This is a genomic window from Thermococcus sp. SY098, assembly GCF_035621495.1.
Taxonomy (GTDB): domain Archaea; phylum Methanobacteriota_B; class Thermococci; order Thermococcales; family Thermococcaceae; genus Thermococcus_B.
This window is the reverse complement of the sequence record NZ_CP141821.1, coordinates 410,585-436,069: the sequence shown is the minus strand read 5'-3', so window position 1 is coordinate 436,069 and position 25,485 is coordinate 410,585. Positions and strand designations below refer to the sequence as shown.

General features: G+C 41.5%; 34 protein-coding genes. 24 read left to right on the top strand and 10 right to left on the bottom strand.

The genetic code is table 11. The annotated features are described in order from the left end of the window. Positions 1 to 101: 101 nt before the first annotated feature. Positions 102 to 587: a DUF1858 domain-containing protein gene (locus VFC49_RS02375; protein ID WP_324736590.1), complete on the top strand. Its 486-nt coding sequence runs from the start codon at positions 102 to 104 to the stop codon at positions 585 to 587. A 2-nt stretch (positions 588 to 589) separates the two neighbouring features. Here VFC49_RS02375 and hcp read toward each other — a convergent pair whose 3' ends face one another. Further along, positions 590 to 1,960 (bottom strand): hydroxylamine reductase, encoded by a 1,371-nt coding sequence (gene hcp / locus VFC49_RS02370; protein ID WP_324736025.1) that lies wholly within the window; start codon positions 1,958 to 1,960, stop codon positions 590 to 592. A 356-nt stretch (positions 1,961 to 2,316) separates the two neighbouring features. Between hcp and VFC49_RS02365 the strand changes: the two genes are divergently transcribed. The 5 genes from VFC49_RS02365 to VFC49_RS02345 all read left to right on the top strand — a co-directional run bounded on the left by VFC49_RS02365 (position 2,317) and on the right by VFC49_RS02345 (position 5,196). Then, complete coding sequence (locus VFC49_RS02365) at positions 2,317 to 2,706, top strand: transcriptional regulator (RefSeq protein ID WP_324736024.1); 390 nt, start codon at positions 2,317 to 2,319, stop codon at positions 2,704 to 2,706. 64 nt (positions 2,707 to 2,770) lie between these two features. Then, a complete protein-coding gene (locus VFC49_RS02360; RefSeq protein ID WP_324736023.1) occupies positions 2,771 to 3,919 on the top strand; it encodes a cysteine desulfurase family protein in 1,149 nt (382 codons plus the stop codon). After that, positions 3,916 to 4,137, top strand: a complete 222-nt coding sequence (locus VFC49_RS02355) for a sulfurtransferase TusA family protein (RefSeq protein WP_167885776.1) — start codon at positions 3,916 to 3,918, stop codon at positions 4,135 to 4,137. The genes VFC49_RS02360 and VFC49_RS02355 overlap by 4 nt, the downstream gene beginning before the upstream one ends. Further along, positions 4,138 to 4,788, top strand: a complete 651-nt coding sequence (locus VFC49_RS02350) for an iron-sulfur cluster assembly scaffold protein (RefSeq protein WP_324736022.1) — start codon at positions 4,138 to 4,140, stop codon at positions 4,786 to 4,788. A gap of 57 nt (positions 4,789 to 4,845) precedes the next feature. After that, the gene (locus VFC49_RS02345; protein WP_324736021.1) at positions 4,846 to 5,196 is read left to right on the top strand and encodes a thioredoxin family protein; all 351 of its coding nucleotides are present in this window, start codon (positions 4,846 to 4,848) and stop codon (positions 5,194 to 5,196) included. Here VFC49_RS02345 and VFC49_RS02340 read toward each other — a convergent pair. Continuing rightward, positions 5,183 to 6,439: a cation:proton antiporter gene (locus VFC49_RS02340; protein ID WP_324736020.1), complete on the bottom strand. Its 1,257-nt coding sequence runs from the start codon at positions 6,437 to 6,439 to the stop codon at positions 5,183 to 5,185. The two genes, VFC49_RS02345 and VFC49_RS02340, sit on opposite strands and share 14 nt — an antisense overlap. Continuing rightward, complete coding sequence (locus VFC49_RS02335; RefSeq protein WP_324736019.1) at positions 6,403 to 6,927, bottom strand: CBS domain-containing protein; 525 nt, start codon at positions 6,925 to 6,927, stop codon at positions 6,403 to 6,405. Before VFC49_RS02335 ends, VFC49_RS02340 begins: the two co-directional genes overlap by 37 nt. Before the next feature lie 134 nt (positions 6,928 to 7,061). Between VFC49_RS02335 and VFC49_RS02330 the strand changes: the two genes are divergently transcribed. The 4 genes from VFC49_RS02330 to VFC49_RS02315 all read left to right on the top strand — a co-directional run bounded on the left by VFC49_RS02330 (position 7,062) and on the right by VFC49_RS02315 (position 9,242). After that, positions 7,062 to 7,613 carry a thioredoxin family protein gene (locus VFC49_RS02330; RefSeq protein WP_324736018.1) on the top strand — a complete coding sequence of 184 codons (552 nt, stop codon included), beginning with the start codon at positions 7,062 to 7,064 and terminating at the stop codon, positions 7,611 to 7,613. After that, positions 7,603 to 8,328, top strand: a complete 726-nt coding sequence (locus VFC49_RS02325) for a cytochrome c biogenesis protein CcdA (RefSeq protein WP_324736017.1) — start codon at positions 7,603 to 7,605, stop codon at positions 8,326 to 8,328. Before VFC49_RS02330 ends, VFC49_RS02325 begins: the two co-directional genes overlap by 11 nt. A 60-nt stretch (positions 8,329 to 8,388) precedes the next feature. Continuing rightward, positions 8,389 to 8,871, top strand: coding sequence for a hypothetical protein (locus tag VFC49_RS02320; RefSeq protein WP_324736016.1), 483 nt, complete (start codon positions 8,389 to 8,391; stop codon positions 8,869 to 8,871). Between the two features lie 119 nt (positions 8,872 to 8,990). Next, on the top strand, positions 8,991 to 9,242 hold the full coding sequence (locus VFC49_RS02315; protein WP_324736015.1) for a hypothetical protein: 252 nt from the start codon (positions 8,991 to 8,993) through the stop codon (positions 9,240 to 9,242). Here VFC49_RS02315 and VFC49_RS02310 read toward each other — a convergent pair whose 3' ends face one another. The 3 genes from VFC49_RS02310 to VFC49_RS02300 all read right to left on the bottom strand — a co-directional run bounded on the left by VFC49_RS02310 (position 9,243) and on the right by VFC49_RS02300 (position 11,208). After that, entirely contained in the window at positions 9,243 to 9,884 is a 642-nt protein-coding gene (locus VFC49_RS02310; protein WP_324736014.1) for a DUF257 family protein, read from the bottom strand. Then, positions 9,871 to 10,578, bottom strand: a complete 708-nt coding sequence (locus VFC49_RS02305) for a DUF257 family protein (protein ID WP_324736013.1) — start codon at positions 10,576 to 10,578, stop codon at positions 9,871 to 9,873. The genes VFC49_RS02310 and VFC49_RS02305 overlap by 14 nt, the downstream gene beginning before the upstream one ends. An 87-nt stretch (positions 10,579 to 10,665) precedes the next feature. Next, the gene (locus VFC49_RS02300; protein WP_324736012.1) at positions 10,666 to 11,208 is read right to left on the bottom strand and encodes a YbhB/YbcL family Raf kinase inhibitor-like protein; all 543 of its coding nucleotides are present in this window, start codon (positions 11,206 to 11,208) and stop codon (positions 10,666 to 10,668) included. Between the two features lie 91 nt (positions 11,209 to 11,299). On the opposite strand from VFC49_RS02300, the gene VFC49_RS02295 reads away from it, so the two are divergent. Genes VFC49_RS02295 through VFC49_RS02280 form a run of 4 tightly spaced genes read left to right on the top strand, consistent with a single transcriptional unit; the run spans position 11,300 to position 14,007 of the window. Then, positions 11,300 to 12,022 (top strand): 3-oxoacyl-ACP reductase family protein, encoded by a 723-nt coding sequence (locus VFC49_RS02295; protein ID WP_324736589.1) that lies wholly within the window; start codon positions 11,300 to 11,302, stop codon positions 12,020 to 12,022. 43 nt (positions 12,023 to 12,065) lie between these two features. Further along, positions 12,066 to 12,527: a DUF2284 domain-containing protein gene (locus tag VFC49_RS02290; RefSeq protein ID WP_324736587.1), complete on the top strand. Its 462-nt coding sequence runs from the start codon at positions 12,066 to 12,068 to the stop codon at positions 12,525 to 12,527. 8 nt (positions 12,528 to 12,535) lie between these two features. Beyond that, entirely contained in the window at positions 12,536 to 13,006 is a 471-nt protein-coding gene (locus tag VFC49_RS02285) for a hypothetical protein (protein WP_324736586.1), read from the top strand. Positions 13,007 to 13,008: 2 nt separating this feature from the next. After that, positions 13,009 to 14,007 (top strand): PIN domain-containing protein, encoded by a 999-nt coding sequence (locus VFC49_RS02280; protein ID WP_324736011.1) that lies wholly within the window; start codon positions 13,009 to 13,011, stop codon positions 14,005 to 14,007. Here VFC49_RS02280 and VFC49_RS02275 read toward each other — a convergent pair whose 3' ends face one another. Beyond that, a complete protein-coding gene (locus VFC49_RS02275) occupies positions 14,008 to 15,333 on the bottom strand; it encodes a RuvB-like helicase (RefSeq protein WP_324736010.1) in 1,326 nt (441 codons plus the stop codon). A 236-nt stretch (positions 15,334 to 15,569) separates the two neighbouring features. On the opposite strand from VFC49_RS02275, the gene VFC49_RS02270 reads away from it, so the two are divergent. Genes VFC49_RS02270 through VFC49_RS02260 form a run of 3 tightly spaced genes read left to right on the top strand, consistent with a single transcriptional unit; the run spans position 15,570 to position 17,374 of the window. Next, positions 15,570 to 15,872: a Gar1/Naf1 family protein gene (locus VFC49_RS02270; RefSeq protein ID WP_056933726.1), complete on the top strand. Its 303-nt coding sequence runs from the start codon at positions 15,570 to 15,572 to the stop codon at positions 15,870 to 15,872. Positions 15,873 to 15,876: 4 nt separating this feature from the next. After that, positions 15,877 to 16,797 carry a transcription initiation factor IIB gene (locus VFC49_RS02265; protein ID WP_013467096.1) on the top strand — a complete coding sequence of 307 codons (921 nt, stop codon included), beginning with the start codon at positions 15,877 to 15,879 and terminating at the stop codon, positions 16,795 to 16,797. Positions 16,798 to 16,855: 58 nt separating this feature from the next. Beyond that, positions 16,856 to 17,374: a metallophosphoesterase gene (locus VFC49_RS02260; protein WP_324736009.1), complete on the top strand. Its 519-nt coding sequence runs from the start codon at positions 16,856 to 16,858 to the stop codon at positions 17,372 to 17,374. Between the two features lie 37 nt (positions 17,375 to 17,411). On the opposite strand, the gene hpkB is transcribed toward VFC49_RS02260, so the two are convergent. Next, on the bottom strand, positions 17,412 to 17,615 hold the full coding sequence (hpkB, locus tag VFC49_RS02255; protein WP_013467094.1) for an archaeal histone HpkB: 204 nt from the start codon (positions 17,613 to 17,615) through the stop codon (positions 17,412 to 17,414). A 518-nt stretch (positions 17,616 to 18,133) separates the two neighbouring features. Here hpkB and rbcL point away from each other — a divergent pair. From rbcL to VFC49_RS02240, 3 genes are all read left to right on the top strand, one after another. After that, positions 18,134 to 19,465: a type III ribulose-bisphosphate carboxylase gene (rbcL, locus tag VFC49_RS02250; protein ID WP_324736008.1), complete on the top strand. Its 1,332-nt coding sequence runs from the start codon at positions 18,134 to 18,136 to the stop codon at positions 19,463 to 19,465. Between the two features lie 146 nt (positions 19,466 to 19,611). After that, positions 19,612 to 20,190, top strand: coding sequence for a thymidine kinase (locus VFC49_RS02245; RefSeq protein WP_324736585.1), 579 nt, complete (start codon positions 19,612 to 19,614; stop codon positions 20,188 to 20,190). A 156-nt stretch (positions 20,191 to 20,346) separates the two neighbouring features. Then, the gene (locus VFC49_RS02240; RefSeq protein ID WP_013467091.1) at positions 20,347 to 20,961 is read left to right on the top strand and encodes an ArsR/SmtB family transcription factor; all 615 of its coding nucleotides are present in this window, start codon (positions 20,347 to 20,349) and stop codon (positions 20,959 to 20,961) included. Here VFC49_RS02240 and VFC49_RS02235 read toward each other — a convergent pair. Further along, the gene (locus VFC49_RS02235) at positions 20,958 to 21,161 is read right to left on the bottom strand and encodes a 30S ribosomal protein S17e (protein WP_324736007.1); all 204 of its coding nucleotides are present in this window, start codon (positions 21,159 to 21,161) and stop codon (positions 20,958 to 20,960) included. The two genes, VFC49_RS02240 and VFC49_RS02235, sit on opposite strands and share 4 nt — an antisense overlap. 158 nt (positions 21,162 to 21,319) lie before the next feature. Between VFC49_RS02235 and VFC49_RS02230 the strand changes: the two genes are divergently transcribed. From VFC49_RS02230 to VFC49_RS02220, 3 genes are all read left to right on the top strand, one after another. Beyond that, positions 21,320 to 21,754: a DUF371 domain-containing protein gene (locus tag VFC49_RS02230; RefSeq protein ID WP_324736006.1), complete on the top strand. Its 435-nt coding sequence runs from the start codon at positions 21,320 to 21,322 to the stop codon at positions 21,752 to 21,754. A gap of 78 nt (positions 21,755 to 21,832) precedes the next feature. Beyond that, a complete protein-coding gene (locus VFC49_RS02225; RefSeq protein ID WP_324736584.1) occupies positions 21,833 to 22,501 on the top strand; it encodes a TIGR00703 family protein in 669 nt (222 codons plus the stop codon). Positions 22,502 to 22,545: 44 nt separating this feature from the next. Then, positions 22,546 to 23,895: a glycerate kinase gene (locus tag VFC49_RS02220; protein WP_324736583.1), complete on the top strand. Its 1,350-nt coding sequence runs from the start codon at positions 22,546 to 22,548 to the stop codon at positions 23,893 to 23,895. Here the strand turns inward: VFC49_RS02220 and VFC49_RS02215 are convergent. After that, the gene (locus tag VFC49_RS02215; protein ID WP_324736582.1) at positions 23,879 to 24,676 is read right to left on the bottom strand and encodes an SPL family radical SAM protein; all 798 of its coding nucleotides are present in this window, start codon (positions 24,674 to 24,676) and stop codon (positions 23,879 to 23,881) included. The genes VFC49_RS02220 and VFC49_RS02215 overlap by 17 nt on opposite strands. Positions 24,677 to 24,727: 51 nt before the next feature. Here VFC49_RS02215 and VFC49_RS02210 point away from each other — a divergent pair, with 51 nt between their 5' ends. Beyond that, the gene (locus VFC49_RS02210) at positions 24,728 to 25,483 is read left to right on the top strand and encodes a heparan-alpha-glucosaminide N-acetyltransferase (protein WP_324736581.1); all 756 of its coding nucleotides are present in this window, start codon (positions 24,728 to 24,730) and stop codon (positions 25,481 to 25,483) included. Positions 25,484 to 25,485: the final 2 nt, after the last annotated feature.

Genomic DNA, 25,485 nt, shown 5'->3' with positions numbered 1-25,485 from the left:
TTCATGACGTATGTCATATTCAATACTTTTAAACCTTTCTACCCATTCATGTCCAGCAAAGTTTATATGACACTTGTCATTATAAGTTTATGGTGAAGCGAATGGAGATTAAAGCTGTGCTGGACCTGAGGGGGCTAAACCCTCCGGAACCCGCTGTGAGGATAGTTGAGGCATTGAAGGATCTGAAAGAAGGAGAGGGGATCGAGGCAATAGGCGACAAGCCCTTTAAAGGTATCATTTCAAAGCTTGAGGAAGCGGGCTATAGACACGAGCTGAAAAAAGCTGGAGATGCCTACATCTTGAGGATATGGAACGATGGGAGTGCCAAGGAAATTTCAGGACTTGATGATGTGGAGTGCGCAAAAGAAATCGAGATAAACGAGAACACAAACGTCGGGATGCTCATAGAGAGGTATCCTGAAGCTCTTGAAGTACTCATCGAGTACGGCTTCACCCCACTCAAAGATGAGACCCTGAGAAGGACCCTTGCAAGGACAATAACACTAAAAGAAGCCAAAGAACTGGGCAATCTTTCGGATGAGAAGTTCAGGGAACTATTAGAAAAGCTTAAAAAATTGAAAGAATGAGCTCAGTCGAGCTCCTCTGCAAGGGCGGAGCCTTCTTCTATTTTTACGCCTTTGTTGAGCATCTCTCTTAAATCTCTTTCTGGATCGCTTATTAATCTGAGGTCAAACTGCCTCCTGAGGATTTCAAACACGTTGGGAGTCATGAACTCCGGCGGCTTTGGTCCGATGTAGATGCCCTTGATTCCCAGGTAGAGGAGCGAGTAGAGTATCGCTATGGCTTTCTGCTCCATCCAGCTCAGGACTATGCTCACCGGCAGGGAGTTCACGTCGGTTCCGAGCTCGTTCGCGAGTGCTATTGCAATCTCGATTATTGAGTACACGTTGTTACACTGACCGAAGTCGAGGAACCTTGGAATGCCCTCAATGGTGCCGTAGTCCCTCGCGTTGTAGCGGAACTTGCCGCATGCAGCGGAGAGTATCAGCGCATCCTTTGGAATCAGCTCGGTGAGCCTCTCGTAGTAGCCCATGCCCTTGTGCGGTGTATCACAGCCGCCCACGACGAAGATGTGCCTTATCTTGCCCTCCTGGATTAGCTCTATCAGCTTGTCCCTCATTGCCAAAACGTTGGTGTGGTGGAAGCCGGTGAGGAGCTTTCCGCCGTCGTAAGCCTGCATCTTCGGCGTCTCAAGGGCACGCTTTATGAGCGGCTCGAAGTTGTAGTCCTCTATGTGGGGGACCCCCTCAAGGCCCGCTATTCCAACGGTGAAGATTCTATCGGCGTAAGCCTTCGTGGGCTGCTGGACACAGTTGCTTGTTCCCAGAATGACGCCCGGGAACTCCGCAAATTCCTTCTTCTGGTAGAGCCATGAACCTCCCCAGTTACCGTAGAGGGCTTTGAACTTCCTCAGCTCGGGGTATGCATGTGCTGGAAACATCTCCGCGTGGGTGTAGACTTTGAGCTCCTCCTCAAGGCCCATCTCCTCGATCTGTCTCAGGAGCTCATAAAGGGCTTTGTAGCTGTGGCCGGTGACGAGTATACCGTGTCCTTCCGCAGTTCCGGTCGGGACTTCAACGGGCTCAGGCCTTCCGAAGGTCTCAACGTAGGCTTTATCGAGGAGCTTCATGGCCTCAAGGTGGACCCTTCCGTTCTCAAGGACGAGCTCAAGGAAGCGGTTCTTGTCAAAGTTGACGTTGGTGAGCGTCGAGTAGAGGGCCTCAGCCAAAAAGTGGCCTATCCTCGGGTCGTCGTAGCCGACCTCAAGGGCGTGGTAGTAGTAAGCGGAGGTTCCCTTTATGCCGTAGAGCAGGGCCTCCTGGAGCGAGTTGAGGTCGGGGTCTTTGCCGCAGACTCCCCTTATAGTACACCCTCCCGCCAAACTCATCGAGCACTGGTTGCAGAGCATATCAAACGTTTCCGGAACGCGTATCGCCATATCCATTAACCTCCATTTTTATGACACGTGTCATAATTTCAAGACTATCTATGAATTTCTCTTCATAAAAACTTTTTGGTTGTTTAACATAAAGAGAAAATTTCCGTGTGTAAATGGAACTTAGAGAACAAAAATCCGACAGTTATTTAGCAAAAAGTGAATTTTTGTGAAATATATTATAACAAAACATTAACTAACGTGCTGTCTGATATGACAAGTGTCATAATACCCTTGGTAAATTAATAAATAATACCTTGTTTTAGCGGAAGTCTCAAATTTTGTCTTGATTTTCATAAAGGACAAATTTACCCTCTTTTCGAAACCCTTATATATGTCATGTGTCATAATAAACAACTATGAAGATAAATGCTTTCGAAGTTGCCTCAAAGTATGTATATCCTTCACTTAGGAGGAGATTAGTTGAGATTCTGTACAGAGATCATAAATTGACTCAAACTCAGGTCGCTGAACTTCTACATATTACCCAATCGGCTGTTTCAAGGTATTTAAGAATGAACAGGGGAAGTTTTATTGACATCTCTAACTTTCAGGATATAGATCATTACCTGAAAGAACTTGCAGATAAAATAATAAAAGAAAAGCTTACAGAATACCAGATACATGCAGAACTCGTTGAAATTGCCCTTAAAATGCTTGGGAAAGGTTATCTCTGCCCTATTCATGAGAAGATTGATCCTGAATTAGATCCATCAAAATGCAGGATATGCATAGATTTATTCGGATAGCTATACAGCTCTGTCCAGCAATACTTAAAAGTGGTCTTTGTTTAGTGATAAGCGGGTGAAAAAGATGGTTATTTATTTAGACAATGCAAACACGACTAAGCCAGATCCAGAGGTAATTAAAGTAATGCTTGAATATTTTGAAAAAAAATATGGAACTCCTGGAGGGGAATTTGGACATGTATTTGACGAAGAATCCAGAGAAGCCGTTGAAAAAGCAAGAGAGATAATAGCGAGGGAAATAAATGCCTCTCCAGAGGAAATTATCTTTGTCTCCGATGAAACTGAAGCGGATAATTTGGCGATAAAAGGTATAGCATGGGCTAAGAGTAAAGGAAAAGTTCTGGCAAGCAAAATTGAGAGAAAAGCGATTCTTAACACAATCAAAAGATTAGGAGAATGGGGCTTCGAAACTTATGAAGTTAGTGTTGATAGAGAGGGTTTTATCAACCTTGATGATCTCCAGGGCAACTTAAAAGATGCAATTCTCCTCGCCACTCACTTAGGAAACTTTGAAATTGGAACTATTCAAGATATCAAAGCAATATCTGAAATAGTCCACGATAAAGGTGCCCTATTCTATTTGGATGCAAACCATGCTTTTGGTAAAGTCAAAATTGATGTCAAAAAGCTGGATGTTGACTTAATGAGCATTACCGCCCACTTAATCCACGGCCCTAAAGGAATTGCCGCACTTTATATAAGGGATGGAGTTAAACTCAAACCTCTTCTCGATGGAGATGTGAGAGAAAGGGGGATAAGACCGGGAATGATCAATGTTCCAGCAATAGCTGGCTTTGGAAAGGCTGTAGAGTTGATAAACTATGATGACGCTAAGAGAATGGCAAAGCTTAGGGATAAGCTAATTGACTTGCTATTAGGTATTCCCGATACAAAGCTCAACGGCCCAAGGGGAGAGAAAAGGCTTCCCAATAATGTAAACGTTTCATTCGCTTACGTTGAAGGAGAGAGCATTTTGCTTCACTGTGATCTAAGAGGGTTAGTGTTCTCAACTGGTTCCGCATGCTATTCGCAAGAACTTTTGCCGAGTCACGTAATTAGAGCCATCGGAGGTTCATTTGAAGATGCTCATGGTTCGGTGAGGCTGAGCTTAAGCAAGTGGACAACTGAAGAGGAGATAGTAAAAGCATATGAGATTATAAAGGATGTCGTTGAAAAACTGAGGGAAATCAGCATTTATGGTGGGAAGAGATGATAAAGATCAATGTCATCGGAAAGGAATGCCCAATTCCGCTTAATGAATTCAGAAAGGCGTTGAGAAAAGCCAAGGTTGGAGAAATAATTGAAATTGTCGGAACTCATGAGCTAAGCAAGGGGGAGATAGCACTGGCAGCAGACGAAACTGGGCAGGAAATCCTTGAAATTGATGAGAAGGACGGTGTTTGGAGAATTGTTGTAAAAAAGGTGAGATAAATGGAAAGATTTAATGGCAGGAAATGGGACGAGAAAAAGAGGATAGGCTACTCAAGAAAGGTTCTTTACTATTTTCTTCATCCAAAAAATGTTGGGGAAATAGAGAATCCAAGCGTCACGGCAAAAGCTGGCAGTCCAGCATGTGGAGACATGATAAAGCTCTATTTAAAGATTGAAAATGATAAAATAGTTGATGCCAAATTTAGGAGCTATGGTTGTGCTGCAAATATTGCAACTGCTTCAGTGCTTACGGAAATGATCATAGGAAAGACTGTTGAAGAAGCTAAGAAAATTAAATTTAAAGATATCGTGGAGGAGCTCGGAGGTCTGCCTCAGATCAAATATCACTGTGCAGTTTTAGCAGCTGAAGGACTTAAGCAGGCATTGGCTAAATGGGATGTTATTACGGGAAGAAGACAGATCGATGAGAAATTTGTCAAACTTATTCTTGCAGCGGTTATTGACCCGCTTACTGGGGAAAGTGTTCTTAAGGGGGATAAGTATAAGGGATGCAGGATTGAAGGCAAAAAAGTTAAGATAATGCTTAATATTCCAAAAAACAGTCCAGAGGCTGAAGTTTTCGAAGAACAGATAAGAGAAGCTTTTGAAGGACTTGATGTTGATTTAGAGATTGAATTTACGGAATCATGAAATTTTCTTCAACAATTTCTTTTTAAACCCTTTTTCTAAGCTCTTCTCGGTGGGAGCATGGACGAGCTTGAGATGATTAGAAGAAAAAAGATGCTTGAGCTCATGAAGAGAATGGGGATGGTTGAGATTAAACCAAAAGGGCCAAGAGTTGTTATTGAAGTTATCACATCACCAACATGTCCTTACTGTCCAATAGCACTTCAAATGGCTCAAGAAATTGCTAAGAAATACCCGGGAGTGGTAGTAAAAGAGCTGAGCGTTGCAACTCCAGAAGGAAGAAAAAGGGCAATGGAGCATAACATCTTGGGAACACCAACAATTCTAATAAATAACAAGGTGGAGTTTATTGGAGTTCCTCCATTTGTGGAATTTGAAAGAAAAGTGAAAGAAAAGCTCAGCTCTGCCTGATCTCTGCAATTTTTCTCTTAGTCTCTTTAACCTTCTCTTTCCTAATTTCTGCTTTCTTCTTTTTCATTTTCTCAACATCCTCTTTAAATGCCCATTTCAGCAGTGGGGGAGTTATCAGCACAGAAACGGTGATGAAAATAAGTGTTGCAGCTATAAACTTTTGTGCGTCGCTTTGGGGTATTGCACCTCCGTGAATTGCAACCATGAGATCAACGAGAGCAACTTCAGTTCTTGGGATGGAGCCTATTCCCATCTGAAGAGACTTCTTAAAGTTCCAGCCCATCATCATTGCTCCGATTCCCCTTCCGACTACCTTTCCTATTACAGCTATACTTGTTAGAACTGCTGCCAATGCCAGTGCATCTCTACTCATAAAAACCTTTAAATCGAGCATTGCCCCTGTGTACACGAAAAATATTGGGATTAGAAAACCATATCCGATGGCTTTAACGTCCTCTGCTATTTTTCTCCCTTCTGGGAGCTTTGATAAAACAAGGCCCGCCATAAATGCACCTTCAATTGCAGCTGCAAACCATTTTTCGGCAAGTGCGGAGAAGAGGAACATTAACGCCAGAACCATAGCCAAGACACCTTTTTCTACATGAAGCCATTCAGAGAATCGGATGTATTTATCGATGGAATACCATGCGACGACACCTGTGATTATAAAGAAAGCAGTCATCTTTCCGATTAGTCCCAAAATGCTCCCTGTTCCAACGGCAAATATTATCAGTGCTATACCCAGAAAGTCGTCCATAACACTTGCACTCAGCGACGCTGCACCCACTTCACTCCTCAAGACCCCTAAATCCATCATGACCCTAACTGTTATCCCAATGCTCGTTGCTGTAAGCAGAACACCGCCAGCAAATGCCTCTCTGGAGGGATATCCCATTAACTTAAGCCCAAAATACCCCATTATCAAGGGGGCGAATACACCCATAAGCGTGGAAACTGTGGCAACTTTTCCGGTTCTCTTGATCATTTCCATGTCAGTGTCAAGACCTCCTAAGAAGAGCAGGAAGATTATCCCAAGCTTTGCCAAAAACTCGAAAGTTTCATTTGAATGTAAAGTTAAGTACTCTGGACTGATAACTCCAAAATATATCAGATTTCCCAAAATCATACCCATCAGAATTTCTCCCAAAACACCTGGAAGCTCAAAACGCTCCATTATGTTGTCGCCGATCTTTCCCACAATTAGTGCTACTCCGATTGTGAAGAGGATCCACTCTGGCTCCATTGGGCACCACCTATGCGCATCAGTCTCATAAACTCGTTGACCAGTATCCTGAGGCTTATTTCTCCTACAAGTTTCCCATTTTCGTCAATGATTGCCAGTAAAGGTACTTTGTATCGTTTCATCTTTGTTAATGCTTCAAGGACACTTGCATCCTCGTTTATTGTAAGAACGTTGCGCTCCATTACATGTTCTGCCCGATCTGCCCCTCCAAGGATGGATTTGAAGAGATGACTGATGTTTCCAAGTCTTGCTTTCTGAAGCTCGGGAGGTAAGAGAACATCCACAATGTTGATGTATCTGATAACTCCCTCAAGCTTCATCTCATCTCTGTTATTGACCACCCATACATGATGTCGGGTTCTGAGCAATTTTAAGACGTCAACTACTGGGGAGTCTTTTGTCACAATTGGCATTGAAGCTAATGGAGGCATCACTTGTTTGACTTTTAATGAGTGGAATGTCTGAAGTGCCTTTTCAACCTCACTCATCCTATCACCAACCAGCCTTAAGTTTTCCAGCTATTTAATGGTTTTTGTAAAAAGACATGCATTCGTGGGCGTTTATATGCAATACCCAAATACTTAAATTAGCATATCCCGATACTCATCCATAGGTGATTTTAATGAAAAGGATCGTTGCTGGAGTAGTTTTCGCTGTGGTTATCCTTGGTGTGTTTGCCACTCTATGTATTTCAAATAACAATACTACGGGTTCCCCATCGGACATGCAGAGCTCATCTGTGAATACACAAACTCAGTCACAAAATCAAATTGATGTTTCAAAGCTCCACTTTTACATGTTTGGACTTGCAACATGTCCCCACTGTAAGAAAATGAAACAGTTATTGCCAGAGGCTTTTGGAAAAAACTCACTCACCTACTATGAACTCCAGGGGAATGATCACAACAGCAATCTTTTTTCTGAGCTATATTCTATGCTCGGTGTTACTGGAGTTCCTGTTATAGGAATATTCTATGATAACCGCTTGGTGGCTATTGTTGAAGGAGAAATTCCAGAACCTTCCAAAAATGTCCCGATAATCGTGGAGACTGCAATAAAGGAGAAAGGAGTTCTTTTTATAGCTGACAAAACATATTTGATACCGTTAAATCAAACAGAAACTATTAAGAAGCTTGAAAATATTTTCATGAATGGTGAGCCAAGTGAAGGATGAAGTCAAAACCCTTCTGTTAATAATTTCTTTATCTTTTGGGCTAACTATTCTGGTGCTTTCTCTCGTAAACCTTCAATCGATGATATTCCCTCTTATTTCTCTGGCAGTGTCGGATTCTATAAATCCATGTACGTTCGTCATCTATACCATGTTCCTCATTGCCCTGTCACTCAAAGAGGGAATTTCAAAAAGGAAAATTTATGAAATAGGCATGGCGTTTGTAGTTGCAATTTACATATCCTACTACATTCTTGGGATTGGACTTGTTGTGTTTACAAAGAGCATCCCCACATGGATAGCGGGAGTTGTCTCTCTAATTTTCGGTTTTTATACATTCTTTACCGGATACTTTGAGAAGTCAAGAGTTGCAGGAAAGAAAAATGTCAGAAAATCTATCTTCAGACAGGAAGCAACGTTATTTGGGGCATTTGCCTTAGGCGTGATGGTTTCATTTACTCTCCTGCCGTGTTCTGCTGGAAGCTATCTTATATATGCGATTTTGATTTCAAAGATTGGAAGAACATTGACCTGGATTCTCTTGGGGCTCTACAACCTCATATTTGTCCTGCCGCTCCTCATAATCCTTTTTACAGTGGGCAGTATAGCTGAAAGTAAAAGTCTATCCCAGAAAATCGTTAGAAGATCAAGGGAGCTTTCAATGATAGCTGGTTTTGTCTTAATGCTCCTTGGTGTTTATGTTCTATTCCTCTATTAAACCTCAAATCTTGAGAAAGCTTAAATTTATTAAAAGCACAAATCAAACTTGGTGTTATTGATGCAAGAATGGTATCAGTCAAGGGCACTGTATGAAGCCATTTCAAAACTCATAGGTAATCGAGATTTTAAAACCGCAGTTCAAATTGCTGAGACAATACCTGACAAGGGCATAAAAGCAAAAGCATTTTCAAAAATAGCAATTGAAATGGCTAAGATGGGAGAAGACTATCGGGAGGTCTTGAAAAAGACGCTTGATGCCATTTTTGAAATGGAAAATGAGGACAGCATAACAAAGGCACTCATGGGTCTTGCCTTTGAATTTCTGAATCTTGATATGATCGATGAGAGTCTTAGGATTGCATCGATGATTAAAGATGTTTCCAATCGCTCCAAAATTCAGGCAGAGGTTGCCATATCTCTCGCAAAGAAGGGAAAGATTCCGGAAGCACTTAAACTTATTAACGATATCTTGGATGATGATGTCAAAACATGGGCGACTTCAAGATTGGCTGCAGAGATTAACCAAAAGCGGGAAGATTGACATTATCTTGTTAAACTTTCACTTTTCGTTTACTATTTTTGAGTCTATTAAATTCACAATGCTTTTTTAACCTTTTCTCAGAGGTTCATGAAGCTCTAAGAATAAGGGGGTGAAATGAAATGGTAGGGGGAGAGATAATAGGTTTAATGGGAATGTTGCTTCTGGTAAGCTCCTGGGTTCCTCAGACAATCGAGACAATAAAGACGAAGCAATGCCCTCTGAACTTTAGGTTTATACTCATCTATGTGACGGCATCAACTCTGCTCACGATATACTCCTACATAATCGGAGACTGGATATTTTTAATGCTGAACGCCCTTGCAGCTTTTCAAAGTGCTGTGAACTTATATGTTAAAGTGAGATACGGCTGATTAAATTTTGACTTTTGCTCCCACTATCTCTATTTTTGGAGACTTTACGACCCGGATATACCATCCATCCGCATCTTTTTCGAGTTTTATCACAGAAGTTGCTGAATCTATCAGGAATTCCAGGGCATTCCCTATATTTGCGACAACTTCCTGATTAACGAAATATATCGCAGTACGTTTTTTGTTTCCAACGAAATCCTTAACTGCCATCAGGATCATATTCAAATCTTTTGGACTTTCTGAGTAGAATGCTAAGAGCTTATCAAATCCAAGCGTTACATCAAAGACGAATTCCCTGTCTTGCAGTGAGCTCTCAAATACTTCCGCGTATTTTCGCAGGTGAATTGCTGCGTCTTCATCTACGCTGATTCTGCTAAGAACGTTCCCCACATGTATCTTGCCCCCTTCTTTGATAACAGATATTCTATCGTCATTGAGATCGAGTTCTACTCCTATGTACTCCAACTGCGTTTTGTATGTGTACAGCATGTCAAATATGTCCGCCACATAAAGATCCAGACCCTTTTTCTTGCAGTATTCCACCACCTTTTTCAGAAGAGTGTACGACGGGGAAATAGGGGGGTATAGAAATAGAACCGTTTCTCCCCGTTTAAAGCTCTCAAGTAGTTCAAAAACTTCCATCTTGAAGTCCCTCCTTCAGGTAGTTCAGCATTTCCTCTGTGCTGAATTCGAATTGGGAACCAATAAGTGAAGGATAGGGCGACTTTAGAAACGTCACCAGGGTAGTGTTGTTTTCTTTCTCAAGTCTTACGACACTTGTTGATATCTCTTCAAAAATTGGTAGCACAAGAGGTGTTTTCTTTAACAGTTCTCTGTTAACAAAATAAAAGGCTGTCCTTCGTTTATTCCCGAGGTAATGTGTTCGGGTAAGAAGGAACAGATAGCGCTGGTAAGAAGGATAAAGCTCTGTCAACCTGTCGAATCCAAGGACTATGTTTATAAAGAAATCTCTCTGGCTCAGTATTGAATCAAAAGCTGCCTTATAGTTTTCATACTGAATGTAGAACTCACCGGTAAGTCTGATTTCAGAGACCACGTTGCCAACTTCTTTATGTCCTCCAATTTTTAGCACAAAGACATCTTTACTATATAAAAAATTCGTATCCAGACCTGCAAAATCGAGATACGTCTTATAAAGATGTAGTGTGTCTAAGACATCATCGATTAGGAGAGGGAGTCCAAGCTTCAATGAGTATGTAGCAAGGACATAGAACGCTATAGGGTAAAATGAATCGGGTGTGTACTCTATAAGAACGATCTCTCCTGGTTTGATCTTTGAAAAATGTTCCATCAAGTATGAAATCTTTTCTACCACGCAGAACACCCCCTAATTAATTCTAACTTCGATTGTTAAAAATGTTATGGAACAAAGCTGAAAAACGAAAATAGAAAAAGAGCGTTTTTATTTCCGTTCGTAAATACCAATAAGTTCGCCATATTGGATAATATGTCCTTTTATGGCATTTTCCAGATCTCTCTTAGTAGCCCCAGGCTTCAAATTCAGCTGGGTGTCAAGAACGTAGATCTTAAAGTGGTAATGGTGAATCCCGTGTCCGCGAGGAGGACAGGGACCGTTGTATCCAATTCTCCCGAAATCATTCCTTCCTTGGACAACATATATTGGGGATTCGACAACGCCTTTTTTGGGTATACCCTCGGGTATTTCCTTGACGGGAGGGATGTTCCATGCAACCCAGTGGACAAAAGTCCCTATTGGGGCGTCAGGATCGTCAACGATTATTGCAATACTGACGGCTTTGTCACTGATGTCTTCAATTTTTAGGGGCGGATTAATGTCCAATCCTTCACAAGTGTATCTGCTTGGAATTGTCTCACCGTTCTTAAAAACTGAAGTCACCTTAAGACTCATCCTATCATCTCCATGTCCTATACACCCCGATGTCAAAACAAAAGCTGAAATAAACAGGACAAGTAGCTCCCTCATGATACCTCTTTCACTTTTTAAACGTAAAAATATTTCGGAAATTGAGCAAGTATTTTTAACCCCCATGTCGTAAATTTATAAGGTGGTAAAAATGGAGCTTGCCGGTAAGGTTGCCCTTGTTACCGGAGCATCAAGGGGAATTGGGCGGGCAATAGCAGTTGCATTGGCACAAAAAGGGGCAAATGTAGTGATAAATTATGTTCGCAATGAAGAGGAAGCAGAGAGAACTGAAGAGTTGTGTAAGGAATATGGTGTCGAAACACTGGTTGTAAAAGCTGATGTAAGCAACAAGGAAGAAGTAAGAAAAATGGTGGAACGCGTTATTAAAAAATTCGGCAGAATAGACATCCTGGTTAACAATGCTGGCATTCTTGGAAATTCTATAAACCCCATGGAGATAACAGAAGAGGAGTGGGATAAGGTAATAAGCATAAACCTAAAAGGTGCTTTTCTGGTTATCCAAGAGGTTCTGAGATATATGAAAAAAGGGAAGATCGTGAACATAGCATCAATCGCAGGAAAAAACGGGGGAACCGTTGGGGCACACTATGCTGCTTCAAAAGGCGGTCTTATAGCCCTAACTTTTAACTTAGCAAGACACTTAGCACCAAACATTTTGGTGAATGCAGTTGCACCGGGTCCGGTTGATACAGAGCTTATACCTCCAGAAATAAAGGAGAAGCTCAGAAAGCTTTCCTTAACTGGGGAGATAGCAAAGCCGGAAGATGTCGCTCATGCTGTGATTTTTCTCTTAGAGAACGACCACATAACTGGGGAGCTCATAGATGTGAACGGCGGCAGGCTGATGGATTGAGACAAAGTTTTTATCCTCAAATTTCTTTTTCTCTTTGATAACCATGAAGATCATATACGAAAAGGAAATAGACACTGGGAGTATTGTTGTCTCTCCCAGACCCGTCTGGAAATGTAGAACCTGTCCAGTTTATGGTAAAAGCCCTTCGTGCCCCCCACATGCTCCTTCTTGGAAAGAAAGTAAAGAATGGATAAAGCATTTTAAGAAAGCCCTTCTGCTCAAGTTCCAGCTTGACTATGAGGACTTTGAGGAAGAAAAGAGGAAAGTCTTGTTGTATCTGCTTCAGAAAGAAGAGGAACTTTTTAGAAAAGGGAATCCCTATGTGTTAGCTCTCTTTCCAGGAAACTGCAATCTCTGTGAGGTGTGTGAGTTTGAAAAGAGCGGACACTGCAGGATGCCAACAAAGGTAAGACCCTCCATTGATGCTATAGGAATAGAGCTTTCCAAAATTGTTGATCTGAACTTTGGCGAAAGTGTTTTGTATGGGTTGATATTAGTAGAGTAAGAGTGAAAATGAAGGCATATATAACAATGCTCGGTCGTTCCACATGGGCTATGATAAATGCATATTACGCTGTAGTTATGGAGAAGAAGTACAAGCCCAATGAGATCTACATTTTCCTTGAAGATATATATCAAGACAAGATTCCAGTTGCAGTTGAGGCACTTAAAATAATATCTGCTGCCTTTGGGTTCTCACCAAAGGTTGAGGTGATAACCATAGAAGAGGCAAACTTCAAAGAAGCAAGGAGAAAAGTTGAGAGCCTTTTGAGAAAGCTTAAAGATAAAGGATTTGAAATAGCCATAGACATAACCTCTGGAAGGAAGGCATTAGTGGCTGGAGCACTTGTTCATGGGGTGCCGCTGAAGGTTGATCATGTTTTCTACCTCGCCCTTGCAGAAAAAGATCTTCAGTTTGCGAACAGGCCTTACATGATGATCCCCATCCATTCTCAAAAGTTGGAGGACTTTATGGAGGGATAGTGGTGGAAATTATTGTCGATAAGCCTGAAGTTCAAATTCTGCTCAACCTTCTTCCCGACGATGCCGTTGTTTCATATCCACTTTATGGGAACTTTCCTCTTTTGAAGTTCAGAAGAGAAGGGTATGGATACAAGATAGAGGCTTTGACACAGCCAGAGGATTTTTCTCGAATTCTGTCAGAGAAAAAGGACAGTTTCCACGACCTCCCAACCTACAGAGATTTTCATGAGTGCGTTTTAGCTTCTGGTATTCTAAAATACAGCAATCTGGACGATTTTGAAAAACATCTGGAAAGCTATGCACTCTTAAGCAAAAGAGTTATCTTTGCTTTGGATACGAATATTTTCTATCACAGGTTCGTGTCCTCTTACACCCCTCTCCAGAGGTATGAGCTTGCAGTGGTTGATGTTGTTATCTGGGAAATTGAACAGTCAATGAACTATAAGTACCATTTGGGGCACATAAATGCTTTGAAACGCATTCTCCCTAACTCATACCTTCTGGATGAATTCCACAACAGGAGGATGAAAAAATCAAGAAAAGCCGCATATATTGCTCTTAAGGAATTTAAAGCATTAAAGGATAGGATAATAGAAGTTAGAAGGGTTCACGAAGAGTCGGGAACTAATGATGAGCTTATTGTTAAATCACTTAAGCAGTTCGACAAAGAAACGCCTTCCCTTGTAGTTCTTTTAACAGCGGATATTGCGATGACAGACATAGCGGAGCTTGAAGGGGTTGAATATTTCCTATTTGAGTATCCTCATGAAAAGATTTCAACTCATCATGCAACTCCGTACCAGATGAGAACTCTGCTCTTTAACCTTGCAGCGGTGTTTGGTGTAATACGGGTTGAAGATGTCCTGATTTTTGGAGAATTTGGCGGAAAGGTAAAGCTAAACGATCTTAAGCTGAAATTCTTAAAAAACTCAATCTACCATGAGTTCACATTCCACCTAAAGCTCAGCAGGAAGCTGAAAGAACTAAAAATAGAAAGGTAGTCAGCGGAGCATGCCCTCAAGTTTCTCCACATAACTAATGCTTCTTTTTATGTCAGCAAAGTATTCCTGTGCTTTCATTATGTGCTCTTTTTTGACTTTCTGTCCTTGGGCAATTATGCTTGAAGGGGCAAGCAACTGAACAGCATACCTCAGACTTGTTTTTTCTCCGAGCTCTGCGAGGTACTCAATTGCTTCATCGCTTATATCGATGCCTTCCTCTCTGGCTCTAATTTTCACGATTTCTCTGATTTCATCTTTTTTGTAAGGTTCTGTGTTGATGATAAGCAGTCTATCCAGCATGTCAATTGGAATACCATGGGGGGCTTCAATGTCAGTTCCTCTAATCTTTGTCTTTCCCCTGTTGGTTGCAAGGATCAAAATCGGTGCCAGCTCACTTTCCATAGCTCTTGCAAGGAATGAAAATGCCTCTATATCAAGCATATGGCACTCATCAATGAACAATACGCCCGGAACGAGCACGGCTTTCCCTTCTTCCACCCATCCCTTAACGGTCTCATCAACCCTTTCCCTGACCTCGTCTGTTATCTCCAATCCCCCTCCAAAGATCAGGGTAAATATTCCTCCGGCTCTTGCGTTTACAACATCCAGGTCGTGAAGTGTAACCGTATATGTAAACTCCTTAATTTTCAGCACCGGACCACTTGGCATTTCAACCTTTTTCTTTAGGAAGATTCCTTCTTCTTCCTTTGTTGTTCCGATTTTCGAAATTCTTCCACTTTCTGCATCGATCTGGATTACATCACCCTCTTCAATTCCAAGATCGAGGAGTTGGTATGCAATCTCCCTTCCTGCCCTAATCGTTTTTTCATCGTCTTTTGTTCTAAGCGTCAGTATCACAGATTCCGGAATCTCAACATATGGATTGAAGGGATGTCGTGTTCTTCTGATTTCAATTCTTTCGACCTTCCCTTCGTACACCTTCCTCTCCTCACTTATTCTAACTCCTATAGCTCTCCTCAGTGCCTGTTTCAGGAATTCCGTCTTCTTTATTTCAGCCGAGTATATCTCACTTCCAGAGATTTGAACGAATGGTACATCTTCGCCAAGCTCTTTGGCAATACCTATGGCGATTGCGGTTTTTCCGCTTCCGGTTGGCCCAACAAGGAGTATGCCCTTTCCAGCAAGTTTGCCCTTCTTTATTAGCTTAACTGCAATTCCAGCGGCTTCTCTTGCCTTAATCTGCCCGACCATGCCATCTGCAATGAACTTTGCCTTTCCATTTTCATCCAGTCCGAGACCTTTGATATGGGAATGACTTCCTACTCTCTCGAAGCTTACCTTTGCAATTTCCTCTATAACTGCCATCCCATCACCCCCTTAAAATACCATTTTGTTATTAAAATAGAGGTTGCTTTAAAAGATTAACGGGCGAAGGTTTTTGTTCGAGAAAGAGTTTCATCCATACGACATAAGATTCCACTGGATATGAACCTTCTTTCTTAAAACTTTTTCGTCCGAATTTCCAATTCACAATGGTAATACGAAAGATTTAAAAATAAAAAAGCGAAAGATTTAAAAAGATTTTGGTTCGGGGTGGGGCTATGAAGCGTTTAGGTAGGGTTTCTCATTATGCAAAGCAGGGTTTTCTGATACTCCGTTCTAATTGGATCCCATCATTAAACGATCCAGTTGTGGATAAGGATCTTCAGCTTGTGGGCATCGTTAAGGATGTATTTGGCCCAGTGAAGATGCCATATATAGCGGTAAAGCCAAGGGTAAAGGCTCCTGAGAAGTATGTTGGACAGGTTCTTTACATTGACGAGAGAAAGAGAAAGAAAGAGACTCAGAAAAAGAAAGGAAAAAAATTCAAGAGAAAGCGCCCTGCCCCCAGAAGGAGGGGGTGATTGTTTGATTTCTGCCGAAGACTTTAAGAAATGTCCTGTCTGTGGGTCAGTTAGGCTTATCTACGACCCCGAAAGAGGAGAAATCGTGTGCACAGCATGCGGTTATGTGGTTGCTCAGAACATAATTGATTCGGGTCCAGAGTGGAGAGCATTTGATGCCGATCAAAGGGTGAAGAGGGGCAGAGTTGGGGCTCCAATGACAATGATGATTCATGATAAGGGTCTTTCCAGCACAATTGATTGGAAGAACAAAGACATTCATGGTCACGATATCTCCGGTACAATGAGGGCAAAAATGTATCGTCTTAGGAAATGGCAGAGGAGAATTAGGGTCAGTGATGCTGCAGAGAGAAATCTGGCATTTGCTTTAAGTGAATTGGATAGAATGGCATCCCAACTGGGCCTTCCAAGAAATATCAAAGAGATGGCGGCTGCTCTTTATCGAAAAGCTGTTATGGAAAGGCTCATAAGGGGGAGGTCAATTGAAGGAGTGACAGCTGCCTGTTTGTATGCAGCATGTAGAATGGCAAAAGTCCCAAGAACCTTAGATGAAATTGAAGAAGTTGCGAGGGTTGACAAGAAGGAAATAGGCAGGAGCTACAGATTTATAGCAAGGGAGCTTCATTTAAGGCTTACTCCAACGAGTCCAATCGATTATGTAAGTAGATTTGCTGATCAGCTGGGTTTGAGCGAAAGAACAAAAAATAGGGCGGTTAAGATACTTCAAAAAGCCATTAAACTTGGCCTTACCAGCGGGAGAGGTCCTATGGGGGTTGCTGCCGCTGCATTATATATTGCGAGCGTTCTTGAAGGAGAGAAAAAGACTCAGAGAGAGGTTGCTGAAGTAGCTCACGTAACTGAAGTTACTGTGAGAAACAGATACAAGGAACTTGTAGAAAGACTTAACATAAGATTAAGCCTATAACAGAACCAGATGAGGATTCAAACCCGTCGCTGATTGATGATGAGAGGGGACCTCGCCGATGGTTCGGATTGGTATTTTAAGTGATACCCATTATCCAGATAAGACCTCCTATCTCCCAAATCTAATTTTTGAAAAATTTCAAGAAGATAATGTGGAGCTCATTATTCATGCTGGAGATTTAACATCTCCAAGCGTTAAAGAGGTCTTGGAGAATGTTGCTCCTGTTGTTGCTGTTAGAGGAAACTTAGATGAGCTAATTTTTCCTGAAGAAAGAATCTTAGAAGTGGAAGAACTCAAAATTGGAATTATTCATGGACATCAGTTTCTTTCCTTGGATACCCAGACGCTTAAGTATAAAGCCCTTGACATGGAGGTTGACATTTTGATCTTTGGACACACTCACAGGTTCTTCTACGAGGTCTATGAATTCATGGGAAAAAAGATAGCTCTCTTAAACCCCGGCTCTCCAACGGTGCCAAGGAGGAGTGATCCGACTTTTGTAATTGCGGAGATCAAAGATAGAAATCTCCATTTCAATATCTTCAAGCCTTGGAAAACTCAATGGCAATATCCATAGAAAAGCAAAAATTAGAAAAGCCAAAAACGAAAGAGCTTCAGCTCTTAATGGCGAGCTTGATGTCTTCGGCCTTGACTGTCTTTCTGCCGGCGTGCTTTGCGAGGTCAACAGCCTTCTTTGCGATCTCAACAGCCTTCTCCTCGAGGTGCTCGGCTAAGAGCTTGGCTGCCTCCTCGCTGACTCTCTGTGCACCTGCCTTTCTAATCAATCTATCAACCGGGGCAATTGGCAACTCAGCCATTTTCCCTACCTCCTTAAAGTTGTTTTACTAATATATGCATTTTATTCTTTGAAAGAAGTCCTATATAAACCTTTCGGAAAAACGCCGTTTTCCTCTGATTATACGCTTATCATCCTTATAATTATTGAGAGTTAAGGCAAACTGCTGCGGATAGAACAAAGTTGCGAATTTTTAGGCTTTGTGTATTATATTGATATTAGTCAAAATGCTTTGTCTTGTGCTGGATACTCCCCTAATTGGGCATGTTTTTGTAACGATACCATCGTTGTTTTTAAAACTTTTATTCTTAAATGTGGCAGTTTTGAGCATACAGAAGAGATCTACCGATTTTAAATTAAAATCTGCCACCTCGTAGTGTTAAGTCTTTTAGTATCATTGGAGTTCAGTAGAACCTGCAGTTAGGAGATCTTCCGTATCATGTTAATTATACCGTTTAATTTTATCACATTTTTGATCAATAACGTTTATATACCTCTCGAGCCAATCCTATTATTACCTCAAAAATGGGGGGAGTTAAGATGCCCGAGAAGTTTGAAATATATGATATATATGTAGATAAGGAATATGAACCAAATCCCAAAAGGGATTTAATAGCAGTGTTTAGAATAACCCCAGCTGAAGGCTTTAGCATTGAAGCTGCTGCAGGGGCAGTAGCTGCAGAGAGCTCTACTGGAACTTGGACAAGCCTGTATCCTTGGTATGAAAAGGAAAGATGGGAAGATATGTCAGCTAAGGCATATCACTTTACAGACATGGGTGATGGAAGCTGGATTGTCAGGATAGCATATCCGGTTCATCTGTTTGAAGAAGGTAACATGCCTGGGATGCTTGCAAGTGTTGCAGGTAATGTTTTTGGCATGAAACGTGTAAAAGGACTAAGGCTTGAGGACATATACCTCCCAGAACGATTTTTAAGAGAATTCAGCGGACCGTCAAAAGGAATAGAAGGTGTCAAGAAAATCTTTGGAGTTAAAGACAGACCCATAGTTGGAACTGTGCCAAAGCCAAAAGTTGGTTATTCTCCAGAAGAGCTTGAGAAACTCGCTTATGACTTACTTAGTGGCGGAATGGACTATGTTAAAGACGATGAAAACCTCACAAGCCCATGGTACAACCGCTTTGACGACAGAGCAGAGGTAATCATGAAAGTTATCGAAAAAGTTGAAAACGAGACTGGTGAAAAGAAGAGCTGGTTTGCCAACATAACAGCTGATATAAGGGAGATGGAAAGAAGGTTAGAACTTCTGGCTGATTATGGCAACCCTCATGCGATGGTTGATGTTGTTGTGACTGGATGGGGAGCATTGGAGTACATCAGGGATCTGGCAGAGGATTACGGCATTGCTCTGCATGCCCATAGGGCAATGCATGCCGCTTTTACAAGGAATCCCTATCATGGAATTTCAATGTTCGTCTTAGCCAAGCTTTACAGAGTAATAGGCCTTGACCAGCTCCACGTTGGAACAGCTGGTGCAGGAAAGCTTGAGGGCGGAAAATGGGAAGTTATCCAGTTCGCAAGGATATTCAGAGAGAAGCACTATGTACCAGATGAAAATGATGTGTTCCATCTTGAGCAGAAGTTCTACCACATAAAGCCTGGCATGCCTGTCAGCTCAGGAGGACTTCACCCAGGAAACCTTCCACTTGTGATAGAAGCACTGGGAACTAAGATTGTCCTCCAGATTGGTGGTGGAACTCTCGGACATCCAGATGGACCAAAGGCAGGGGCAATGGCAGTAAGACAAGCTCTGGATGCCATAATACAAGGAATTCCGCTTGATGAGTATGCAAAGACCCACAAGGAGCTTGCAAGAGCTCTGGAAAAGTGGGGCCATGTGACTCCAGTTTGATGTTTCTTCTTTTTCTTAAATGTTTAGGGGATTATAAATAGTTGCACATAAACTCCAACATTCTTCGTTGTTTGTTGCCTATTCGTCAAACTCTTGAGGAAAAGAAGTTTTAACACCTTACTTTTCATTTAGCATCGGTGAGTCTAATGCATCCAGAGGGATTTTTGGAAGTTATCACTGGCCCAATGTTTGCTGGGAAAACAACAGAGCTGATAAAACGGATTGAAAGGCAGATTTTCGCAAAAAGAAAGGCAGCGCTCTTTAAGCCGTCAATAGACAATAGATACAGTGAAAGCGAGGTTGTTGCTCATAACGGGCTGAGATATGAGGCGTATGTCATTCCAACTACGGAGGAAGGGGTCAAGATGATTTATGAGATAACAGAAAGGGAGCAGCTTGAAGTTATAGGTGTTGATGAAGTCCAGTTTTTTCCGTTCTCAATTGTTGAGACTTTGAACAAATTGGCGGATGAAGGTGTTTATGTCATTGCTGCCGGGCTTAATCTTGATTTCAAAGGGGACCCTTTTCCAGTCACCAAGGAGCTTTTGGTTAGAGCTGATAACATAGTTTATCTAACTGCAATCTGCACTGTCTGTGGAGCTCCAGCAACGAGAAGCCAGCGCTTAATCAACGGTAAACCTGCCCCAAGGGATTCGCCTGTAATCTTGGTTGGCGGGCTGGAAAGTTATGAAGCAAGATGCAGGAAGCATCATGTGATCCCATGACTTTTGGGTTTGGTCATGCCCTTTTATCATTTTAGGCGGTTGTAATTTCTCTGCTTAAATTTCATCCAGAGTTAAGGGTCATTTAGGATAGTTTAAACCGAAAAGCTTAAGTTTGAACTTTTCTAACATTAAGTTAGATAAGTGGGGGTGAGAAGAATGTTAAATAATGAGATGGGAAAACTGCTGGATGTGCTGGGAAATGAGACAAGGCGTAGAATACTCTTACTTCTCACCAAAAGACCTTACTTTGTTAGTGAGCTTTCCCAAGAGCTGGGTGTGGGACAAAAAGCTGTTTTAGAACACTTAAGGATCTTGGAAAGAGCGGGATTGATTGAAGGAAGGGTTGAAAAGATTCCCCGTGGCAGACCAAGAAAGTACTATACGATTAAAAGAGGTTTTAGGCTTGAAGTCCTGCTGACGCCGTACATTTTCGGAACAGAAATGTATGAGCCGAAAGCTCCAAGGAGAACGGCTGAATATGAACAGGCAAAGGAACTGATAAAATCTCAGGAACCCGTAGAGACTAAAATTAAAGAGCTCGCAGAGTTTCTAAAAGACATTGAAGAAAAGATAGCTGAGCATATGCGGGCAAAGCAAGAACTTGAAGAGGTAAGACTGCTCGCAGAGGCATACATAGAAAATCTCATGCGCAGGATAGCCCAGGAGAGCGAAAGCGAATTTGAGGAAATCCTCAAAGAGCTCGAGGAATACCTACCAACTGAGCTTATGGCTGAACTGAAAAGAATAAAGAAAGAGCTGTATGAGGTTTAGAGGATCTTCCCTTCCTGCTTCATCCTAACGAGTTTTGTCAAATAGCCGGCAATTCTGTTCCTTATAGTTTTGCTCTGAACTGTTGTAAGCTCTTGAACCTTCTTTTTATTATGTTCAAAGTCTGTTGTAAACTCATTCGGATATCTGTCCAAAAGCTCCCTCGCGACTCTCTTAATGAAACCTTGCCTTATGTTTCCCATTTTCATCCCTCCGATAATCTTGACATTACATCCAATAGCTCAATCAAGTAAATCTGTTTTAAACTTTTCGTGGATTCGCTAATTGTTAGATAAAGCTGGCACTGATATCCCGCAGTTTGATGTTAGATTTATAAATCCCAAAGTTCACTACTCCGATTATGACAAGAGAGGTAATCCAGTGCTATGGTCATGAGAATATCAAAGCTACCCATAAATCGACTTTGGAGATTACAAAAGAAGATTTCTTAACCCCCAGAGGGGATTGTATAATCTGCATTAAAGCAGATAAGGCTATCAGAGATCTAAGCGACGAATTTAAACAGGCTCTTAAATCAGGAAAAAGGATCAGGATCAGAATTATCGTTGATGATCTCGTCGATGAAATCATTGCCTCAGGAGATGGGCGGTTAACTTTTGAAAACGATGTTTCGATGGTCATACGAAAAAGCACCTACATTGACGGGCGAACCCTTGCTGTTAGAGCCAACAAAGCGGCTAAAGACATTGACAGGAGAATAATTGAAAAGTTAAAAAACCCAAACCAAAAAGCGGTCATTGAGCTAATCATAGATGATGATCCCGCGCAGCGCTGATGAAAGGATGATGAGGATTTTAAGTGCTGACCAAAGAATTTAAATATCCATCCTTTTTATTAACTTTTGGTGAGGAAAATGCTTGAGGGGTATTACATTATTGAAAATTCAGGGGTAGTGCCAGCAGAAAGGAAATTTAAGTTCAAGGACTTAAGGGCATGGGGTTACGACTTGCATTTGGGGACAATAGAAGGTGAAAGAGCTTATTTCGTTTCAGGAGCCGGGGAGAGAAAAGAGGGGGAAACTTATATCATAAAAGGAAAGGAGTACTACATCACAGAGACACAGCAAGAGATTCCTCGGAATGCAAGGCTCTTAGCCAAGATAATCATTGAGAGAGGTCAGCCTTACCTGGTTTTCTGGCTCGAAGAAGAAGAGCAAACTTTTCCCTTAGCAAAAGAAGATCCGCGAATCATCCTCAAGCGCTTCTGGGAAGCAAAGAAGTTTAAGCAGCTTTTGAAACATGTCAACAGTGTGGGTTTAACAACGGATTTTTACAAGGACAATGTGTTTACAAAGAGTGTTCCTTTACCCTATGAAGAGTATCCACCAAAGGTCAGGCGTGTCTTGAGAGAAGTTAGAGACATTCACAGAGATTTAACGGGTTTTGGCAGGTTTGTATTCCAATACTATGGAGAAGAAGACAAAATGCATAACTATCGTCTCTGGTGGCTTTTGCCGACAATTTACCTGTTTGATGTTGAGATAGCAAATGAAGTTGACAAAATTTTGGGGATGCTCGACTAAAAGCTTTTTACACTTTATTTCCTATTCTTCCTCAGGTGAAGATAATGAGAGTCAATCGTGATGACCTTCTAAGCTATGGAGATGTTAAAGCCAAAGAAATAGCCCTAACCCTGATGGAAGAAGCCATAAAAAGTTCGGATCCATATGTGGCTGTCAAAAGAGCTCTGAAAATGAGGGATGGTAAGCTTATTGTTATGGGAAAAGAATTTCCAATTAAAGGCAAAATCTACGTTCTGGCATTTGGAAAAGCTGCATGTTCAATGGCAAAAGCTGTTGAAGAGATTCTTAGGGACAAACTTAAAGAAGGAATCGCTGTTACAAAGTATGGCTATGCACTCCCACTGAAAAAAATAGAAGTCATTGAAGCAGGACACCCGATACCAGATGAAAACTCAATGAAGGGAGCCTTAGCTGGTGTTGAACTTGCCAAGAAAGTTGATAAAGATGACATCCTCTTGGTGCTCATCTCTGGCGGAGGTTCAGCATTATTCTGTTTGCCAGAAGATGGAATAAGTTTGGAAGACAAGATAAAGACAAATGAACTTCTGCTGAAAAGCGGCGCAAAAATCTATGAGATTAATACCGTGAGGAAGCACATCTCAAAGGTCAAGGGCGGAAAATTAGCCAAACTTGTGAAGGGAACGCTGATAAGTTTAATTCTCTCAGATGTTGTTGGAGATCCCTTAGAAGCAATAGCATCTGGGCCAACTGTTAAAGACCCAACGACTTTTGAAGATGCTTACAGAATTTTGAGAGTCTATGGGATATGGAATAAGGCCCCAGAGAGCGTAAAAAGACACATAGAAAAAGGTCTCAAAGGGGAGGTTGAGGAGACGCTCAAGGAGGATTTGCCGAATGTCCACAACTTCATAATCGGCAGTGTTTCAACTGCTTGTGAAAGTGCAAAGGGGAAGGCTGAAGAGCTTGGTCTGAAAGCATACATCTTAACGACGACACTTGAGGGAGAAGCAAAGGATGTTGCGTTGGCTTTGGGCTCAATTATAGAAGAGGTATACAATAAAAACAGACCTTTTGAGAGGCCCGTGGTTTTAATAGCTGGAGGAGAAACGACAGTTACAATTTTGGGAGAAGCAGGCATAGGTGGACCTAACCAGGAGATTGCTCTAAGCATAAGCCGGAAAATATCTGGGTTGAGAGGGACGGCAGTCTTGGCAATGGATACAGATGGAACCGATGGCCCCACAGACGCTGCTGGAGGATTGGTTGATAGCTACACTCTTGATGTTTTGAAAAAAGGGGGAATTGATGTCGAGGAGTATTTAGCTACTCACAGCACTTATGATGCCTTGAAAAAGGCGAAAGCTTTGCTCATTACGGGACCAACAAGAACGAATGTTAATTCGATTTTTATAGCAGTTATTGGAGTTGAATAAACTCCCATCCTCTTTTATGCACCTCAATCCCTTCTGTTTTTACATTCAGCCTTTTGATTTCCTCTTTTAGTTGCTTTACGAATCCCCAAAACTTGTCATCGTTAACCATAGTTTCATAGCTTTCTGGATAGTTATCTCTCAGAATCTGCTGAAACTCTTTCCCGCTTGCTCCTAAGTTTAACACCTCAAAGAAAAAGTAGTCAACAAAGGATTTTGTTTCTTTGACAATTGCTTCAACATCTGTAACCTCTGGAATTATGGGGCTTATAAAGGCGTATGTCTTTATTCCCTCTTCATGGAGAATTTTTAGGGCACTAATTCTCGCCCTCTGGATTGGAGTCAACGGCTCAAAAAGCTTCTTTTCTTTTCCTTCAAAGCTATTGACTGTCAGACCAACTTCGATGTTTTTAAACTGCCTAAAAATATCAACGTCTCTCGTAACAAGAGGGGACTTTGTAAGAATGCTTAGGTTTATTCGCTTGCTCATATTTTGTAAAACCTTTCGTGTTAGTTTCACTTTTGCTTCGATTGGTTGATAGGGGTCAGAAATGCTTGACATTACAACTTCTCCCTCTATATATTTCCTCGCAAGTTCTGGAGCATTGACTTTTACTTCAATCCAGCTTCCCCACTCCCCGTAGGGCTTCCACTTGCAGATGAACTTCGCATAACAGTATTTACAGGCAAATTGACACCCAACGTATTGGTTGATCACATAATCAACGCCGGGAATTCTGCTTTTTGTGTAGATGCTTTTGGCTTTTGTTTCTATTATCCTCACATGCACCACAAACTTAAATATCCATAGGAGGTTAATACATTTTTGATAAGGATGTTTGGCAGTGAAATTTATTCATCTGGACGCTTTTGGGAGGTAGACCTTGCAAGAGGAATTGGAATCATAATGATGGTTATTTCGAACTTTATCACCGATTTGCAGTATTTTCTCAATTATTCAGGGCATCAGATGTTTTGGAAAGTTTTTGCATATACAACAGCATCAATATTTGTATTCATATCTGGGCTATCATTTTGGATAAGCTATTCGCGAAGCATAAAGAAGAACCCGAGACCGTATAAGAAGTACTTAAGGAGGTTTGCAAAGCTCTTTGGACTGGGCATCCTTATAACAATTACAACAAAGGTTCTCCTAAGCTCTGGAACGATATATTTTGGAATTCTTCACTTCCTTGGGGTTGCAAGTTTGTTGGCAATACCATTTTATCGTTTTAAGGAAAAGAACATCTTTTTTGGAGTATTCTTTTTGCTGGGAAGTTTGATTATATCCAAAATACATGCGAACACGATAGCTTTGCTTCCCCTTGGTATAACTCCATCCGAATTTTTCACACTTGATTATTTCCCGATATTCCCTTGGTTTGGTGTTTATTTGTTCGGCATGGCTATGGGTTCTCTTCTCTATCCAGAGGGCATGAGAAGGTTTAACCTGAACTTTCCAAGAATATTGCCCGTTAGATTTGTATGCTGGGCTGGCAGGCATACCTTAAAGATTTATATCATCCATCAGCCAATTCTTGTGGGATTATTGCTGCTAATTTATGGTTCTTTACCGAATTTAAGCCTGTGAGG